This is a genomic window from Pseudomonas sp. CJQ_9 (assembly GCF_043106615.1).
GTDB classification, from domain to species: Bacteria; Pseudomonadota; Gammaproteobacteria; order Pseudomonadales; family Pseudomonadaceae; genus Aquipseudomonas; species Aquipseudomonas juntendi.
This window is the reverse complement of record NZ_JBICMS010000092.1, coordinates 19,131-35,080: the sequence shown is the minus strand read 5'-3', so window position 1 is coordinate 35,080 and position 15,950 is coordinate 19,131. Positions and strand designations below refer to the sequence as shown.

Genomic DNA, 15,950 nt, shown 5'->3' with positions numbered 1-15,950 from the left:
TCGTACCCACTTTCCAGCCCCCGAAAGGAGCACCGAATCATGAAACGCCAACTGCTGACCCTGACCCTGTCCATTCTGGCCGCCAACGCCTTTGCCCTGCCAGCCGCTGAACAACACCTCACTGCGGAATCGCGTTCGAGCGCTGTCGAGATTGCGCAACCGCTGAAAACAGTCGCCGAAGGTGGTTCGGACCGCCTCATCGAACAATCCGGCCGCGTGGCCGAAGGTGGCTCGGACCGACTGATCGAACAGTCCGGCCGCGTTGCCGAAGGTGGCTCGGATCGCCTCATCGAACAATCCGGCCGCGTTGCCGAAGGTGGCTCGGACCGACTGATCGAACAACCCGGCCGCGTTGCCGAGGGTGGTTCGGACCGACTGATCGAACAGTCCGGCCGCGTTGCCGAAGGTGGCTCGGACCGACTGATCGAACAATCCGGCCGCGTTGCCGAGGGTGGTTCGGACCGACTGATCGAACAGTCCGGCCGCGTTGCCGAGGGTGGTTCGGATCGCCTGGTTGCAATCAGCCACGTGAGCTGATTGCCATGGCTGAAAAGAACAACCTGTGTCACAGCGCTTGCTCCCCTCCCAGCCCGGTCATTGACCGGGCTTCGTTTTTTTAACTAGAGTGCCCAGCCTCACCGTCACAGAAGCCCGCACCATGCTGCCGCGCGCCGAACAGAAGCTACAGACTCGCCAGGCCCTTCTCGATGCGGCCTGCCAGCTCATGGAAAGTGGCCGTGGCTTTGGCAGCATCAGCCTGCGCGAAGTGGCGAAGACAGCCGGCATCGTGCCAACCGGCTTTTACCGGCATTTCCCGGATATGGACGCCCTGGGCCTGGCCCTGGTGGCCGAGATCGATACCACCTTCCGCCAGACCATTCGCCTGGTCCGCCACAACGAATTCGAGCTGGGCGGCATCACCGACGCCTCGGTGCGCATCTTTCTCGATGTAGTCGCCGCCCACCGCGCGCTGTTTCTGTTCCTGGCGCGGGAACAGTATGGTGGGTCACAGCCGGTGCGCCAGGCCATTGCCCGCCTGCGTCAGAACATCAGCGACGACTTGGCCACCGACCTTGCGCGCATGAAACGCTGGCAGCACCTGGACAGCGCGGCGCTGGCAGTAATGGCCGACCTGGTGGTGAAGACCGTGTTCGCCACCCTGCCCGAGCTGATCGACAGCCCAGAAGCGGGTTACCCACAGGCGCTTTCGCCGCAGGAAAAGATTACCCAGCAGTTGCGCTTCATCTTCGTCGGAGCGCGGCATTGGCAAGGGTTAGGCAACCCGGGCTGAGCGCCCTGCGCTCAACGCCGCCCCGACAGCCGGGCAAGCGCACCACCGGCTACCGAAAACCCCACATCTGCTACCATGGCGCCCTGCCCGACAGCCACGAGCGCCGACATGTCCGACCCCCGCCCTACCCTGCCCGCACTGGCCCGTTTCAACCAGCACTTCGCCGAGCGCATCGTGCCAATGTGGCAAGGCCCTGGCTGGAATGCCGACATGGCACTGCCCTACGAAGCCCTGGACGCCCAGCACCGGCCGTTACCGGTACAGCGCTACCGGGCCATGGCCTGCGCCCGCCAGCTGTACCTGTTCAGCAGCCGCATCGAACAACCGGGCGCCGCCGAGCGTGCAGCCGCGCTGTTCCGCTCGCTGCAGAAGCACTTTCATGATGCGGAGCACGGGGGCTGGTTCTACAGCATCGATGCCCAGGGCAACCCGCAGGACCGGCGCAAGGACCTGTATACCCACGCCTTCATCGTCTTTGCCTGCGCGCACTACTGGGGCAAGGTGGGCGAAAGCCTAGTGGAGTCCACACTCAATGCCGGCCTCGACATCATCGACCAGCAGTTCGCCAGGGACGATGGCCTGTACGAAGCAAGCCTGGGCGAGGACTGGGCAGACCTGGGCAGCGGCCCCCTGCAGAATCCACAGATGCACCTGGCCGAGGCCTTCCTGCAGGTACTGGCTGTTCGCGACGACGAACATACCCGGCAGTCACTGCTGCAACTGTGTGCAGCGCTCCAGGCGCATTTCGTCGAACCGGCCCATGGGCTGATGCTGGAGAAACCACGCGCGGCTGTGGATAACTGGTACGAGCCTGGCCACCAGTTCGAATGGTTCTACCTGTTGCACACCTCCCCGCTGCTGCGTGATACGCCGCTGCATGCCTCGATCGACCGGGGGTTCAGCTGCGCCGAACAGCAAGGGGTGCAGGGTGGCGCAGTGCTTGCCATGCTGGGCGTGGATGGCCAGGTGCTGGACGCCACCCAGCGCATCTGGGCACAGGCGGAGTACCTGCGCGCGTTGGTGCTGCGCGCTGGCGGTGAAGCCAGGTTGCCTGAACAGTTGCAGGTGCTGGAAGCGCGGTTCCTGCGCGAGGCTGGCTGGTACGAATGCCGGGATGGCGAGGGTGCCGTCAGCCGGCACGACATGCCTTCGACCACACCCTATCACCTGGCAACTTGCCTGGAAGGCTTGCAGCGCCTGAGCTGAAGCCTTCGCGGTTGTTGCCGCCGAGCGGCCCTGGCTCAGCCCTTGACCGACCGGTCGATCGAAAACCCAGCCCAGTCCTGGCTCACCGGCATCAGCTCAAGGCTGTTGATGTTGATGTGCGCGGGCTGGTTGAGGATCCAGAAGATGGTCTCGGCAATGTCCTGCGGCTGGATAGGCTCGGCGCCTGCGTAGGTGGCGTCATACTTGGCTTGGTCACCACCGAACCGTACCAGCGAGAATTCACTTTCGCACAGGCCCGGCTCGATATTGCTCACACGCACACCTGTGCCACGCAGGTCGCAGCGCAGGCTCAGCGAGAACTGCCCGACAAAGGCCTTGGTGCCGCCATACACGTTGCTGCCCGGGTACGGATAGTTGCCGGCCACCGAACCGACGTTGAGAATCGACGCCCCACGGCCATGGGCAATCAGCCGTGGCAGCAGCAGGCGGGTGGTGTACATCAGGCCCTTGATGTTGGTGTCGACCATGGTTTCCCAGTCGTCCAGGCTGCAGTTCTGCGCCGCATCCACGCCCAGGGCCAGGCCGGCGTTGTTGACCAGGCCCTGCAGTTTGTCGAAGCCGGCTGGCAGGTTGGCAATGGCCTGCTCCATGGCTTTGCGGTCACGCACATCGAGTACCAGGCCATGCACTTCGGTCTTGGCAGCAAGCTCGGCGCACAAGGCGTCCAGGCGCTCCTTGCGACGACCGGTTAGCACCAGCTTCCAGCCGGCTTCGGCGAAGCGGCGGGCAGTGGCCTCGCCGAAACCCGAGGTGGCGCCAGTGATGAATACAGTGGATGACATGCTCTGTTCCTCGCAGTGGGTGGTCATGGCAGTTTTGCAGCATGCCCGCGGCCGACGCTGGCGGCAAGCTGAAAGACGGCTGGTCATTTTTTGTTCATGTGCGGCAAACCCTTGTGGCAGAGGCCTCGGCGCCAGCTATGCGCATGTTATCCACAGGGCTTTCCCCACGGATTGGGGGCAACTTCGCTGTCCGGCGGAACCCTTGGCGCCTGTCGTGGTCGGCGACGTTCCTTTAGGTGGCGGCGCAAGGCTTTCAAGCATGCCGCCTGTAGCAGGATGTCCAAGGTTTTTACACAGAGTTATACACAGGCTCTGCGCAGTGCTGGGAGTGGTTGGTATCACGTGATTTGGCTGGGGAAACAATCCACAGGGGTGCACTGATCAAAAAATGATCATGACGCTGTAGGGCCTAGTGGTGTTGGGCTGGACGGGGATACCACCATGTTTTCCACAGGCGGTTCCACATTATCGGTGGAAAAGATTTGGCTTGTGGAAAGCGGGGTCTGGTGGCTGTGGGTAAACGGGTTGGAGGTCCGGCTAGATTGAGTTGTCCACATAGGAAGGGGGCTGCGTTGCAGCCCATCGCGACACAAGGCCGCTCCTACAGGGATAACTAATGCCCACCCAGGTAAGCGCTGCGTACTTCTTCGTTGACCAACAACTCTTGCCCGGTCCCGGTCATGCGAATTTGCCCGTTGACCATCACATAGGCACGGTCCGACAGTTTCAGGGCGTGGTTGGCGTTCTGTTCCACAAGGAATATGGTCATGCCGGTCTTCGCCAGTTCCCGCAGGGTCGAGAAGATCTGCTTGACCACGATGGGTGCCAACCCCAGCGAGGGCTCGTCCAGCAACAGCAATTTTGGCCGGCTCATCAGCGCCCGGGCAATCGCCAGCATCTGCTGCTCGCCACCGGACATGGTCATGGCCCGCTGGTTACGCCGCTCTTTGAGGCGCGGGAACAGTTCGTACATGCGCTGCATGTCTTCGTCTGCATGCTTGTCCCCAATGGGGATGGTCCCCATCATCAGGTTTTCCTCGACGCTCATGTCGGGGAATACCCGGCGCCCTTCCGGCGACTGGGCGATGCCGTTGGAAGCAATGTAGTGCGATGACTTGCGGGTAATGTCGGTGCTACGGTAGATGATCTGCCCAGAAGCCGCCCGCGGCTGCCCGAATATCGACATCAGCAGGGTCGACTTGCCGGCCCCGTTGGCGCCGATAAGGCTGACCGTCTCACCTTCGTTGATGTGCATCGATACCTTTTTCAGCGCCTGGATCGGCCCATAGAACACGTCCAGGTCCTTCAGCTCGAGAATGGGTGCACTCATACCAGTTCCTCTTCGTCTGCACCCAGGTAGGCAGCGATCACCGTCGGGTTGTTGCGGATGTCCTGTGGCGCACCCTCGGCAATCACGTTGCCGTGGTCCAGTACCACGATATGGTCGGAAATGCTCATGACCATGCCCATGTCGTGTTCGATCAGCACCACGGTGATATCGTGCTCGTCACGCAGCACGCGAATCATCTGGCTAAGCGCCTCGGTCTCCTGCGGGTTCAAGCCCGCCGCCGGTTCGTCCAGGCATATGATTTTCGGTCGCGTGCACATGGCGCGGGCGATTTCCAGGCGGCGCTGCTGCCCATACGACAGCTCACCGGCCAGGCGGTTGGCGCAGTCGACCAGGTCGACCACCTCCAGCCAGTAGAAGGCGTGGTCCAGCGCATCGCTTTCGGCCTTGCGGTAGGCCTTGGTATTGAATACCCCCGCCAGCAGGTTGCGGTTGACCCACATGTGCTGGGCCACCAGCAGGTTCTCCACCACCGACATTTCCTTGAAAAGCCGGATGTTCTGGAAGGTGCGCGCCAGGCCCGCGCGGTTGACCAGGTGGGTGCCGCCGAACATCTTGTAGTACAGGCGGCGGGCAAAGCGTGCCGGCGAAACGAAGTCGGCCGCCTGGAAACGCTCGCCCAGCAGCTGGATCACATTGGTGTGGCTACCGCGCACATTCAGTTCGATGCGCCCGCCACTGGCCTTGTAGAAGCCGGTCAGGCAGTTGAACACCGTGGTCTTGCCGGCGCCGTTGGGGCCGATCAGGGCGAAGATCTGGTTGCGCCTGACCTTCAGGCTCACGTCGCTGAGCGCCTTGATGCCGCCGAACTGCATCATCAGGTTGTCGACCGACAGAATGATTTCGTCGCTCATGGCGCCACTCCTTTACGCGGGGTCACACCGGTACGGCTGATGCGGATCAGCCCCCGCGGTCGCCAGATCATCATCAACACCATCAGTACGCCGAACAGCAGCACCCGGTACTCGGAGAAGCTGCGCAGCAACTCGGGTGCCACGGTCAGCACGAATGCGGCAATGACGACGCCTACGGTGGAGCCCATGCCACCCAGCACGACGATGGCGAGAATCAAGGCCGACTCGAAGAAGGTGAACGACGAGGGGTTCACGAAACCTTGGTAAGTGGCGAAGAACACGCCGGCCAAACCCGCGGTGGAAGCACCCAGGGTGAAGGCCGAGAGCTTGACCAGCACGTGGTTCAGGCCCATCGAACGGCAGGCGATCTCGTCTTCGCGCAGCGCTTCCCAGGCCCGGCCGACCGGCATGCGGGTCAAGCGGTGCTTGATGTAGAGCACGGCCAGCACGACCATGAACAGCACCGCATAAATGAACACGAACTTGAGGTTGGGGTTGTAGGCAAAGCCGAAGAACTCATGGATGGGCACCCCACCGTCCTTGGCCCGGCGGCCGAACTCCAGGCCAAGGAAGGTCGGCGACGGCGCCGGCATGCCGTTGGGGCCGCCGGTGAACGACAGCCAGTTGTTCAGCACCAGGCGAATGATCTCGCCAAAGCCCAGCGTCACGATTGCCAGGTAGTCACCGTGCATGCGCAGCACCGGGAAGCCCAGGATGCAACCGGCAAGGGCCGCCGCAATGGCTGCCAGCGGCAGCACACTCCAGAAGCCCAGGCCAAGGTACTGGTAACCCAGAGCGAGGCCGTAGGCGCCAATGGCGTAGAAGGCCACGTACCCCAGGTCGAGCAGGCCGGCCAGGCCGACCACGATGTTCAGGCCCAGGCCCAGCAGCACATAGATCAGGCCGAGGATGACCACGGTCAGCAGGTACTTGTTGGCGAAGATCGGGAAGACGATGGCAATCACGATCAGCGCCGGGATGATGTAGCGCAGCCGCGACACATAGTTCGGCGCCCGCACATGCACGCCCGAGCCACCGCTGTCGAAGCCTTCGAGCATGCGCCGGCCGGCAGCGGTCTGCACATACAGGCTGAGCAGGAAACGCCCGAGCATCACGCCACCTACCAGCCAGGCCACGCGGCGCGGTTCAGCGTTGAAGGTATAACCGTCGAGCACCACGCCGACGATCGGGCCAAACACGATCAGCGCCAGCAGGCCGGCGACGAGGGTTTCGAGCAGGCTGCGTTTGATATCGAAACCTTTGGTTTCAGAGGCAGAAGCAATTTTGGCAATCGACATGTTCACACCTTAGCCACGAGCGGGCGACCCAGCAGGCCTTGTGGGCGGAAGATAAGGATCATCACCAGCAGCGAGAAGCTGAACACGTCCTTGTAGTCGGAGTTGATCAGGCCGGAGAACAGCGATTCGGAGATCCCCAGGATGATTCCGCCGAGCATGGCGCCAGGCAGGGAGCCAATGCCACCGAGCACTGCAGCGGTGAATGCCTTGATACCGATGATGAAGCCGGCATAGAAGTCGAAGGTGCCGTAGTTCATGGTGATCAGCACCCCTGCCAGGGCGGCCATCACTGCACCAATGACGAATACGTAGGAAATGACCCGGTCGGTGTTGATGCCCAAGATCGAGGCCATCTTGCGGTCTTGCTGGGTAGCGCGGCACATGCGGCCGAGCTTGGTGTACTTGATGACGTAGGTCAGCAGGCCCATGCCGACAAATGCCGCCACCAGGATGAAGATCTTGGTGTAGGTCAGTTGCACGAAGCCGGTGCCGACGTCGATGCGCATGGCGCCTTCGAGCAGGGTTGGCACGCCTTGCTGGCGAGCGCCCTGGCTGATCTGTGCGTAGTTCTGCAGGATCAGCGAAATGCCGATGGCGCTGATCAGCGGTGCCAGGCGGGTAGAGTTACGCAGCGGCTTGTAGGCGATGCGCTCGATGGTGAAGCCGTACACACCCGTGACGACGATGGTGAACAACAGCGTGCCCAGCATCAGCAGGGGAAACGACTCGACGCCAAAATAGGCCAGCAATGCCAGGCTGATCGCCGCCAGGTAGGCGGAAATCATATACACCTCGCCGTGCGCGAAGTTGATCATGCCGATAATGCCATAGACCATTGTGTAGCCGATGGCGATCAGGCCATAGACCGACCCGAGGGTCAGGCCGTTGACCAGTTGCTGCAGGAAAATACCATCCATAACGCAATCTCACTGAGCGAGACTGCACGCATGCCGACCACGCAAGGCCACGGACAATGCGGCCCCAGCAGTGCACGACCGTGCAGGTCTCCGAATAAGGACAGGTACCGCGGGGGCTCAGGCCCGGGCGCATGCGCAACCCGGGCGGGAGGCCGTTATTATTTTTGTTTGTCCAGCTGGTGGTACTTGCCGCTCTTGTCCCACTGGTAGACCACGTAGTCGGACACGGTCAGGTCGCCCTTGCTGTCCCACTTCTTTTCGCCCATGACGGTCTGCACCGGGTTGGCCTTGAGCCACTTGGCAGCGTCTTCGCCCTTGTTCGACTTGGCGCCGTTGAAGGCGGCGGCAAGGGCCTGCAGCGAGGCGTAGGCGTACAGGGTATAGCCTTCCGGTTCAGTGCCTGCCTTGCGGAACTCCTCGACCACGGCCTTGCTGTCTGGCAGCAGGCGCGGGTCGGCGCCGAAGGTCATGTACACGCCATCGACATACTGCGCGCCGCCGGCGGTAGACACCAGCTCGTCGGTGACAATGCCATCATCCGACATGAACTTGACGTCCTTCAGGCCCTGTTCGCGCAGTTGGCGCACCAGCGGGCCGGCTTCCGGGTGCAGGCCGCCGAAGTAGACCACATCGGCACCGGCAGCACGGATCTTGGTGACCACGGCGCTGAAGTCTTTCTCGCCCCGGGTCAGGCCTTCGTACAACACAGGCTTGACGCCACGTTTTTCCAGCTGTGCCTTGGTGGCATCAGCCAGGCCTTGCCCGTAGGTGTCCTTGTCGTGGAGCACCGCGACTTTCTTGCCCTTGAGCACGTCGACAATGTAGTCGCCGGCGACCACGCCCTGCTGGTCGTCACGGCCACACATGCGGAACATGGCACTCAGGCCGCGCTCGGTGACCTGTGGGTTGGTCGAACCGGGCGTGATGGCGATCACGCCAGCCTCGTCATACACCTCGGAGGCCGGGATGGTATTGGACGAACAGAAGTGGCCGACCACCCCGATCACCTTGTCCTGGTCAACCAGGCGGTTGGCCACGGCAACGGCCTGTTTCGGTTCGCAGGCGTCATCGCCTTTGACCAGTACGATTTTCTCGCCATTCACGCCACCCGCGGCGTTGATCTTGTCGGCCGCAGCTTGCGCACCTTTCATGTACTGCTCGCCAAACGCTGCGTTGGCCCCGGTCATCGGCCCCGCTACACCGATCTTGACGTCGGCCTGGACATACGAAGAAACACCCAGTGCCGTGGCTACGGCAAGCGCCAGGAAACCTTTCTTGTAAAACGTCTGCGACATGAGGTGGTGCTCCTAGAGTTTTTTTGGTTGGCACTACAACTTCTCAGCCCAATGCTCAGAGCAAGGGCCGTGCCATCGGTTTTGTCTTACGGAAAATCACACCACCACCGGCGCGCACAGGCGACCGACGGCCTTTTCTTTATTGAGCGTGCAACCGTCTGCCACGCGCCGGGCGCCACCACCCGCACAGACAAGGAGCAACCACCGCGTGCCATCATTGCAACCCTGCCATGTGTTTACGTGCAACCGGCCTGTAACAGCAGACGTCACCGAACTGCACACCCGTGGTGCGCGACTGCTACAGGCAGCACCGTTTCAAGGCCGGCGGGTGCACCGAAAAACACGCGGATTTGGCAGATACGCGGCCCTGTAGGACGGGTTCACCCGCGAAGAGGCCAGCGCACACACAACAAGGCCGAAAAGGCTGGCACAATGTTCCCCATTCGCCGCCTCCGGAGCCCCTTTGATGAGCGAGAGCGCATTCGCCCAGCGCATCGTGCACAACCTGCTCGACACCGATTTCTACAAACTCACCATGATGCAGGGTGTGCTGCACAACTACCCGGACGCCGATGTCGAATGGGAATTCCGCTGCCGCAACGGCGAGGACTTGCGCCCGTATCTAAGCGAAATCCGCCACCAGCTGGAGGTGCTCAACGACCTCACGCTCGATGATGGCCAATTGGGCTTCCTGGAGCGCATCAGTTTCCTCAAGCCCGACTTCCTGCGGTTTTTGCGGCTGTTCCGCTTCAACCTGCGCTATGTGCACCTTGGCATTGAGCACGATCAGCTGTTCCTGCGCCTGAAAGGCCCTTGGCTGCATGTGATCCTGTTCGAAGTGCCTTTGCTGGCGATCATCAGCGAGGTGCGCAACCGCCACCTGCACCCGCATATGCGCCTGGCCGAGGCACGCGACCAGCTGTACCGCAAGTTCGACTGGCTGCGCGCCCACGCCAGCGACGACGAACTGGCCGAACTGCAGGTAGCCGACTTTGGCACCCGCCGGCGCTTTTCCAGCCGCGTGCAGGAGGAAGTGGTCCGGGTACTACGCGACGACTTTCCGGGCCGTTTCGTCGGCACCAGCAACGTCGACCTGGCATGGAAACTGGATATCAAGCCGCTGGGCACCATGGCCCATGAGTGGATCATGGCGCACCAGCAGTTGGGCCCACGGCTGATCGACAGCCAGATCGCCGCGCTGGACTGCTGGGTGCGCGAGTACCGCGGCCTGCTCGGTATCGCCCTGACCGACTGCATCACCATGGATGCCTTCCTCGGCGATTTCGACCTGTACTTCGCCAAGCTGTTCGATGGTTTGCGCCACGACTCCGGCGAGCCGGTGGCCTGGGCCGAGAAAGCGATCGCCCATTACCAGAAACTGGGTATCGACCCGATGACCAAGACCCTGGTGTTTTCCGACAGCCTCAACCTTACCCGCTCGTTGGAAATCTTCCGGGCCCTGCGCGGGCGCATCAACGTCAGCTTTGGCATCGGTACCAACCTGACCTGCGACATACCGGGTGTGGTCCCCATGAGCATCGTGCTTAAAATGACCGACTGCAACGGCGCACCGGTGGCCAAGATTTCCGACGAAGCGGCCAAGACCCAGTGCCGCGACGCCAACTTCGTTGCTTACATGCGTCACGTTTTCAAAGTCCCCAGCAAGGAGTAACCCATGCAAGCGGTTCAGCAAGAAATTGCCCAGGCGCTGAAGGTCCAGCCGCCGTTCGCCGACGCGGCTGCGCTCGAGGCAGAAGTTGCCCGGCGCGTGGCGTTCATCAAGGACTGCCTGACCAACGCCCGGCTCAAGACCCTGGTACTGGGCATCAGCGGCGGGGTCGACTCGCTGACCGCGGCCCTGCTCGCCCAGCGCGCCATCAACGAACTGCGCGCCGATACCGGTGACCAGGCTTATACCTTCATCGCCGTTCGCCTGCCGTACCAGGTGCAGCATGATGAACATGACGCCCAGGCCTGCCTGGACGTGATCAAGGCCGATGAAGTGCACACCGTGGACATCGCCCCTGCAGTGCGCGCCCTGGCGGCTGAAGTGGTGGAGTTGAAAAACGGCTCGCCAACGCTGGTGGACTTCGTGGTCGGCAACGTCAAGGCACGCACGCGCATGGTCGCCCAATACACCATCGCCGGCGCGCGCGCAGGGCTGGTGATCGGTACTGACCACGCCGCCGAAGCGGTGATGGGGTTCTTTACCAAGTTTGGTGATGGTGCCTGCGATCTGGCGCCGCTGAGCGGCTTGGTGAAAAACCAGGTGCGGGCCATTGCACGCAGCTTTGGCGCGCCGGAGTCACTGGTGGAGAAGGTGCCGACTGCAGACCTGGAAGACCTGGCACCGGGCAAACCGGACGAAGCCTCGCATGGGGTGACCTACCAGCAGATCGACGCGTTCCTGCATGGGCAGCCGGTCGACCAGGCAGCGTTTGACATCATCGTGGCCACCTACCGCAAGACCCAGCACAAGCGCGAATTGCCGTTCGCCCCTTGATCAGGCTGTAGCACTACCTGTAGGAAGGGTTTACCCGCGAATGCGATGGTGGATCTGGCACCGCATTCGCGGGTAAACCCGCTCCTACAGGGCTAGGCGTCAGCTAATTACTTGACGACAACCTTGCCTTTCATCATCGAGATGTGGCCCGGGAAGGTGCAGAAGAAGCTGTAGTCACCACCGGCTTCAAGCTTGGAAGGGTCGAACTTCACTTCGGTTTCTTTTTCCGGCGCGCCTATCATTTTGGTATGGGCAATGATCGCGGCGTTGTCAGCCTTGATGTAGTCCTTTTCCAGGCCCTGGCTCATGCCTTCGGTCGCAATGCCCTGCATGTCGGCAGTCTTGCTGATCACCAGGTTATGGCCCATGACGTTCTTCGGCAGGTTGCCGGAGTGGGTCAGTTTGACCGTGAATTCCTTGCAGCTTTTGTCGACGGTGATTTCCTTGGTGTTGAAGGACATCTGGTCGGTGGAGTCGACAGTTACCGAGCACTCGGCGGCGAAGACAGAGGCGCTGGCGAGGGTCAGCAGGGATACCGCTACAGCTTTCGCAAACATCATGAATCTCCTTGGCAGGGTTTTATCAATTGCGAGACTGCCTGAAACCGTTCAGCACCCTGCTGATATGGGTCAAGGGGGTGTCAAGTGGCCAGTCAGTTGAATTGTTCAATGGATTGTATACAACCAATCTAAGAGCACATCATGCCCTTTTATTGGACGATGGGACAACCTCTCATTTAGGAGCAATACCAAATGCCCATCTCCCAGTTTCTGAACAGCCTGCTCGCCGCGTACGCCCACGGCGCTACCGGCGCCATCTGCGAATTTTCCCGCCCGGAATGAACACGGCCTTGGAGGCGACGGTCAGCCACCGTACCCTGTCACCCTGAGTGACTGGAGGTGAGTAATGCCCGTACGTTCCGTTTGTGTATTTTGTGGTGCCAGCATTGGCAGCAACCCCGCCTACCGTGAGGCGGCGGTCGCGCTGGGCGAGGCGATTGCCCGCCGAGGCTGGACGCTGGTGTATGGCGGTGGTGCAGTTGGCTTGATGGGTGTGGTAGCCGACGCCGCGATGGCAGCAGGTGGCGACGTGGTAGGGATCATTCCGCAGAGCCTGCTGGACGCCGAGGTCGGCCACAAAGGCCTGACGCGGCTGGAAGTGGTCGATGGCATGCATGCGCGCAAGGCTCGCATGGCCGAGCTGAGCGACGCGTTCATCGCCTTGCCGGGTGGCCTGGGTACGCTGGAAGAGCTGTTCGAGGTCTGGACCTGGGGGCAACTGGGCTACCACGCCAAGCCGCTGGGGCTGCTGGATGTGAACGGCTTCTATGACAAGCTTGGCGGGTTCCTCGACCATATCGTCGAGGAAGGATTCGTGCGCCCGCAGCACCGGGATATGTTGCTGCTGGGGCAGCAGCCGGATGAACTGCTGAGCGGGATGGACCGCTTTGTCGCGCCGGTGGCGCCGAAGTGGGTCGACAAGAAGCCTGACTAAACCAGATTCAGGGGCTGCTTTGCAGCCCAATCGCCGGCAAGCCAGCTCCCACAGGGACAATGCTCACTTTGGGATGTATGCAATCCCTGTGGGAGCTGGCTTGCCGGCGATTGGGCCGCAAGGCGGCCCCCGAAATCAGCGCGGAATGACAGGCTGACGCGGCTTCTTGTTGCCCTTGCCACCCTTGCCCGCTTCCTTGCGCTCCTTGGCCGCCTGCTGGTTACGCGCAAACGCCTCGGCCTTGGCTTTCTCGCGCTTGTCCCACGGCTTGCTGCCATCGCTGCCACGCGGTGGCAAGCCCGTGTGCTGGGTCAGGATTTTCTGGTCCTTGCCCACTTTGTGGCTGCCCGCCGGGGTCGAGTTCTTGCGGCGCGCGCTCTGGTAGCTGTCGGTCTGCGGCTGGTGCGCCGGAATCAACTGGTGCTTGCCAGGCCCGATCAGGTCGGCGCGGCCCATGCGCTGTAGCGCTTCACGCAGCATTGGCCAGCCTTTCGGGTCGTGGTAGCGCAAGAAGGCCTTGTGCAGACGGCGCTGCTCGTCACTCTTGACGATTTCCACACCTTCGCTCTTGTAGGTCACCTTGCGCAGCGGGTTCTTGCCCGAGTGGTACATGGCGGTGGCCGAGGCCATCGGCGACGGGTAGAACGCCTGTACCTGGTCGGCACGGAAGCCGTTGCCCTTGAGCCATAGCGCCAGGTTCATCATGTCTTCGTCGGTGGTACCCGGGTGCGCGGCGATGAAGTACGGGATCAGGTACTGCTCTTTACCCGCTTCTTTCGAGAACTTCTCGAACATGCGCTTGAAGCGGTCGTAGGTACCAATGCCGGGCTTCATCATCTTGTCCAGCGGGCCACGCTCGGTGTGCTCCGGGGCAATCTTCAGGTAGCCACCTACGTGGTGGGTGACCAGCTCCTTGACGTATTCCGGCGACTCCACGGCCAGGTCGTAGCGCAGGCCCGAGGCAATCAGGATCTTCTTCACCCCTGGCAGAGCGCGAGCCTTGCGGTACAGCTCGATCAGCGAACTGTGGTCGGTGTTGAGGTTCTCGCAGATGCCAGGGAACACGCACGAGGGCTTGCGGCAGTGCTTTTCGATATCGTGGCTTTTGCACGCGATGCGATACATGTTCGCAGTCGGCCCGCCAAGGTCGGACACCACGCCAGTGAAACCTGGCACCTTGTCACGCATCTCTTCGATTTCGTGCAGGATCGACTCGTGCGAGCGGTTCTGGATGATGCGGCCTTCGTGCTCGGTGATCGAGCAGAAGGTGCAGCCGCCGAAGCAGCCACGCATGATGTTGACCGAGAAACGGATCATTTCGTAGGCCGGGATACGCGCCTTGCCGTACGCAGGGTGCGGTACACGGGCGTAAGGCATGCCGAACACGTAGTCCATTTCCTCAGTGCTCATCGGAATGGGTGGCGGGTTGAACCACACGTCCACGTCACCGTGTTTCTGCACCAGTGCACGGGCGTTGCCCGGGTTGGTCTCCAGGTGCAGCACGCGGTTGGCGTGAGCATAGAGCACCGGGTCGTTACGCACCTTCTCGAACGATGGCAGGCGGATGACCGACTTTTCCCGCGTGACCGCCGGGCTGTCGAGAATCTGTACCACCTTGGCTTCGTTCGGGTCTTCCTGGTCGCCCTTGGCCTGCTCGATGGCGCAGGCCTGGGTGTCCTGGGTGTTCACGTAGGGGTTGATGATCTTGTCGACACGGCCTGGGCGGTCGATGCGGGTCGAGTCGATTTCGTACCAGCCCTGCGGCGTATCACGGCGCACGAAGGCGGTGCCGCGCACGTCGGTGATGCTTTCGATGCTTTCGCCATTGGACAGGCGCTGGGCCACCTCGACCACCGCGCGCTCGGCGTTGCCGAACAGCAGGATGTCGGCGCTGGCGTCGATCAGGATCGAATGGCGAACCTTGTCCTGCCAGTAGTCGTAGTGGGCAATGCGACGCAACGATGCCTCGATGCCGCCGAGTACGATCGGCACATGCTTGTAGGCTTCCTTGCAGCGCTGGCTGTACACCAGGCTGGCGCGGTCTGGTCGGCTACCGGCGAGGCCCCCCGGGGTGTAGGCGTCGTCGGAACGGATTTTCTTGTCCGCGGTGTAGCGGTTGATCATCGAGTCCATGTTGCCGGCGGCCACGCCGAAGAACAGGTTGGGCTCGCCGAGCTTCATGAAGTCGTCTTTGGACTGCCAGTTCGGCTGGGCAATGATGCCCACGCGGAAACCCTGGGCTTCCAGTAGCCGGCCGATGATGGCCATGCCGAACGAGGGGTGATCGACGTAGGCATCCCCGGTCACGATGATGATGTCGCAGGAATCCCAGCCGAGCAGATCCATCTCCTCCCTGCTCATTGGCAGGAAAGGTGCTGGCCCGAAGCATTCGGCCCAGTACTTGGGATAGTCGTAGAGTGGTTTGGCTGCTTGCATGTCAGTGACCGGTTCTGGTGTGCAGGAAAATCGCGGGCGCGAAATATAGCACAAATTTTGACCAAATCCGACTGTCTTCGTGGGGGATTGGTGGGTGGGGTGACGGCGGGCTGGCTTGGGGGTTGTTTCATCCATCAACCCGGTCATGGTCAATTGGCGCTCATACCCCATCAACGCCGAAGACTGGTCGCGAGCGTCCTGGCATGGGATTCCAGGCTCGATGCGGAACGACGGGTAGGTGCCATTTTCGCCTTGATAGAACGTGGTCTTGCCGACGGTGAACTGAGTGTTCATTCCCAAGATAATTCTCTACTGCCTGGACGGGCCTCTTCGCGGGCACGCCCGCTCCCACAACGTCACCACAAACCTCGCGACTTGCACCGTACCTGTGGGAGCGGGCATGCCCGCGAAAGGGCCCGCCCAGGCGACATCAAAACAAGCCTTACAAAGGCATCTGCCCTCGCAGCGGGTTGCCTTGAACAATCCGAATAGCGGTATTAATCGT

14 protein-coding genes and 1 pseudogene are annotated in these 15,950 nt (G+C 61.7%); 6 read left to right on the top strand and 9 right to left on the bottom strand.

Features of this window, described 5'->3' with window-relative positions; translation table 11 throughout:
• Positions 1-39 precede the first annotated feature (39 nt).
• From ACF8SD_RS19335 to ACF8SD_RS19325, 3 genes are all read left to right on the top strand, one after another.
• On the top strand, positions 40-537 hold the full coding sequence (locus ACF8SD_RS19335; protein WP_392484408.1) for a phage infection protein: 498 nt from the start codon (positions 40-42) through the stop codon (positions 535-537).
• 121 nt (positions 538-658) lie between these two features.
• Positions 659-1,291, top strand: a complete 633-nt coding sequence (locus tag ACF8SD_RS19330; RefSeq protein WP_173891243.1) for a TetR family transcriptional regulator — start codon at positions 659-661, stop codon at positions 1,289-1,291.
• Between the two features lie 108 nt (positions 1,292-1,399).
• The gene (locus ACF8SD_RS19325; protein WP_173891244.1) at positions 1,400-2,497 is read left to right on the top strand and encodes an AGE family epimerase/isomerase; all 1,098 of its coding nucleotides are present in this window, start codon (positions 1,400-1,402) and stop codon (positions 2,495-2,497) included.
• 35 nt (positions 2,498-2,532) lie between these two features.
• Here ACF8SD_RS19325 and ACF8SD_RS19320 read toward each other — a convergent pair whose 3' ends face one another.
• From ACF8SD_RS19320 to ACF8SD_RS19295, 6 genes are all read right to left on the bottom strand, one after another.
• Complete coding sequence (locus tag ACF8SD_RS19320; protein WP_173891245.1) at positions 2,533-3,300, bottom strand: SDR family oxidoreductase; 768 nt, start codon at positions 3,298-3,300, stop codon at positions 2,533-2,535.
• Between the two features lie 613 nt (positions 3,301-3,913).
• The gene (locus ACF8SD_RS19315; protein ID WP_392484407.1) at positions 3,914-4,630 is read right to left on the bottom strand and encodes an ABC transporter ATP-binding protein; all 717 of its coding nucleotides are present in this window, start codon (positions 4,628-4,630) and stop codon (positions 3,914-3,916) included.
• Positions 4,627-5,502, bottom strand: coding sequence for an ATP-binding cassette domain-containing protein (locus tag ACF8SD_RS19310; protein WP_392484406.1), 876 nt, complete (start codon positions 5,500-5,502; stop codon positions 4,627-4,629). Before ACF8SD_RS19310 ends, ACF8SD_RS19315 begins: the two co-directional genes overlap by 4 nt.
• On the bottom strand, positions 5,499-6,800 hold the full coding sequence (gene livM / locus ACF8SD_RS19305; protein ID WP_009683305.1) for a high-affinity branched-chain amino acid ABC transporter permease LivM: 1,302 nt from the start codon (positions 6,798-6,800) through the stop codon (positions 5,499-5,501). The genes ACF8SD_RS19310 and livM overlap by 4 nt, the downstream gene beginning before the upstream one ends.
• A gap of 2 nt (positions 6,801-6,802) precedes the next feature.
• Positions 6,803-7,717, bottom strand: a complete 915-nt coding sequence (locus ACF8SD_RS19300; RefSeq protein ID WP_029885723.1) for a branched-chain amino acid ABC transporter permease — start codon at positions 7,715-7,717, stop codon at positions 6,803-6,805.
• 158 nt (positions 7,718-7,875) lie between these two features.
• Positions 7,876-9,012, bottom strand: a complete 1,137-nt coding sequence (locus tag ACF8SD_RS19295) for a branched-chain amino acid ABC transporter substrate-binding protein (protein WP_173891247.1) — start codon at positions 9,010-9,012, stop codon at positions 7,876-7,878.
• Between the two features lie 466 nt (positions 9,013-9,478).
• Between ACF8SD_RS19295 and pncB the strand changes: the two genes are divergently transcribed.
• Both pncB and nadE read left to right on the top strand, forming a co-directional pair.
• On the top strand, positions 9,479-10,684 hold the full coding sequence (pncB, locus tag ACF8SD_RS19290; RefSeq protein ID WP_173891248.1) for a nicotinate phosphoribosyltransferase: 1,206 nt from the start codon (positions 9,479-9,481) through the stop codon (positions 10,682-10,684).
• Between the two features lie 3 nt (positions 10,685-10,687).
• Positions 10,688-11,515 (top strand): ammonia-dependent NAD(+) synthetase, encoded by an 828-nt coding sequence (gene nadE, locus ACF8SD_RS19285; protein WP_392484405.1) that lies wholly within the window; start codon positions 10,688-10,690, stop codon positions 11,513-11,515.
• 107 nt (positions 11,516-11,622) lie between these two features.
• On the opposite strand, the gene azu is transcribed toward nadE, so the two are convergent.
• Complete coding sequence (gene azu / locus ACF8SD_RS19280) at positions 11,623-12,072, bottom strand: azurin (protein WP_029885725.1); 450 nt, start codon at positions 12,070-12,072, stop codon at positions 11,623-11,625.
• A 349-nt stretch (positions 12,073-12,421) separates the two neighbouring features.
• Here azu and ACF8SD_RS19275 point away from each other — a divergent pair, with 349 nt between their 5' ends.
• Entirely contained in the window at positions 12,422-13,009 is a 588-nt protein-coding gene (locus tag ACF8SD_RS19275) for a TIGR00730 family Rossman fold protein (protein ID WP_173891262.1), read from the top strand.
• Between the two features lie 135 nt (positions 13,010-13,144).
• Here ACF8SD_RS19275 and ACF8SD_RS19270 read toward each other — a convergent pair whose 3' ends face one another.
• Together ACF8SD_RS19270 and ACF8SD_RS19265 are read right to left on the bottom strand one after the other, a co-directional pair.
• Positions 13,145-15,445 (bottom strand): YgiQ family radical SAM protein, encoded by a 2,301-nt coding sequence (locus ACF8SD_RS19270; protein ID WP_173891263.1) that lies wholly within the window; start codon positions 15,443-15,445, stop codon positions 13,145-13,147.
• 126 nt (positions 15,446-15,571) lie between these two features.
• Positions 15,572-15,739: pseudogene (locus tag ACF8SD_RS19265) on the bottom strand (DUF3077 domain-containing protein); the annotation flags it as partial.
• Between the last annotated feature and the right edge of the window lie 211 nt (positions 15,740-15,950).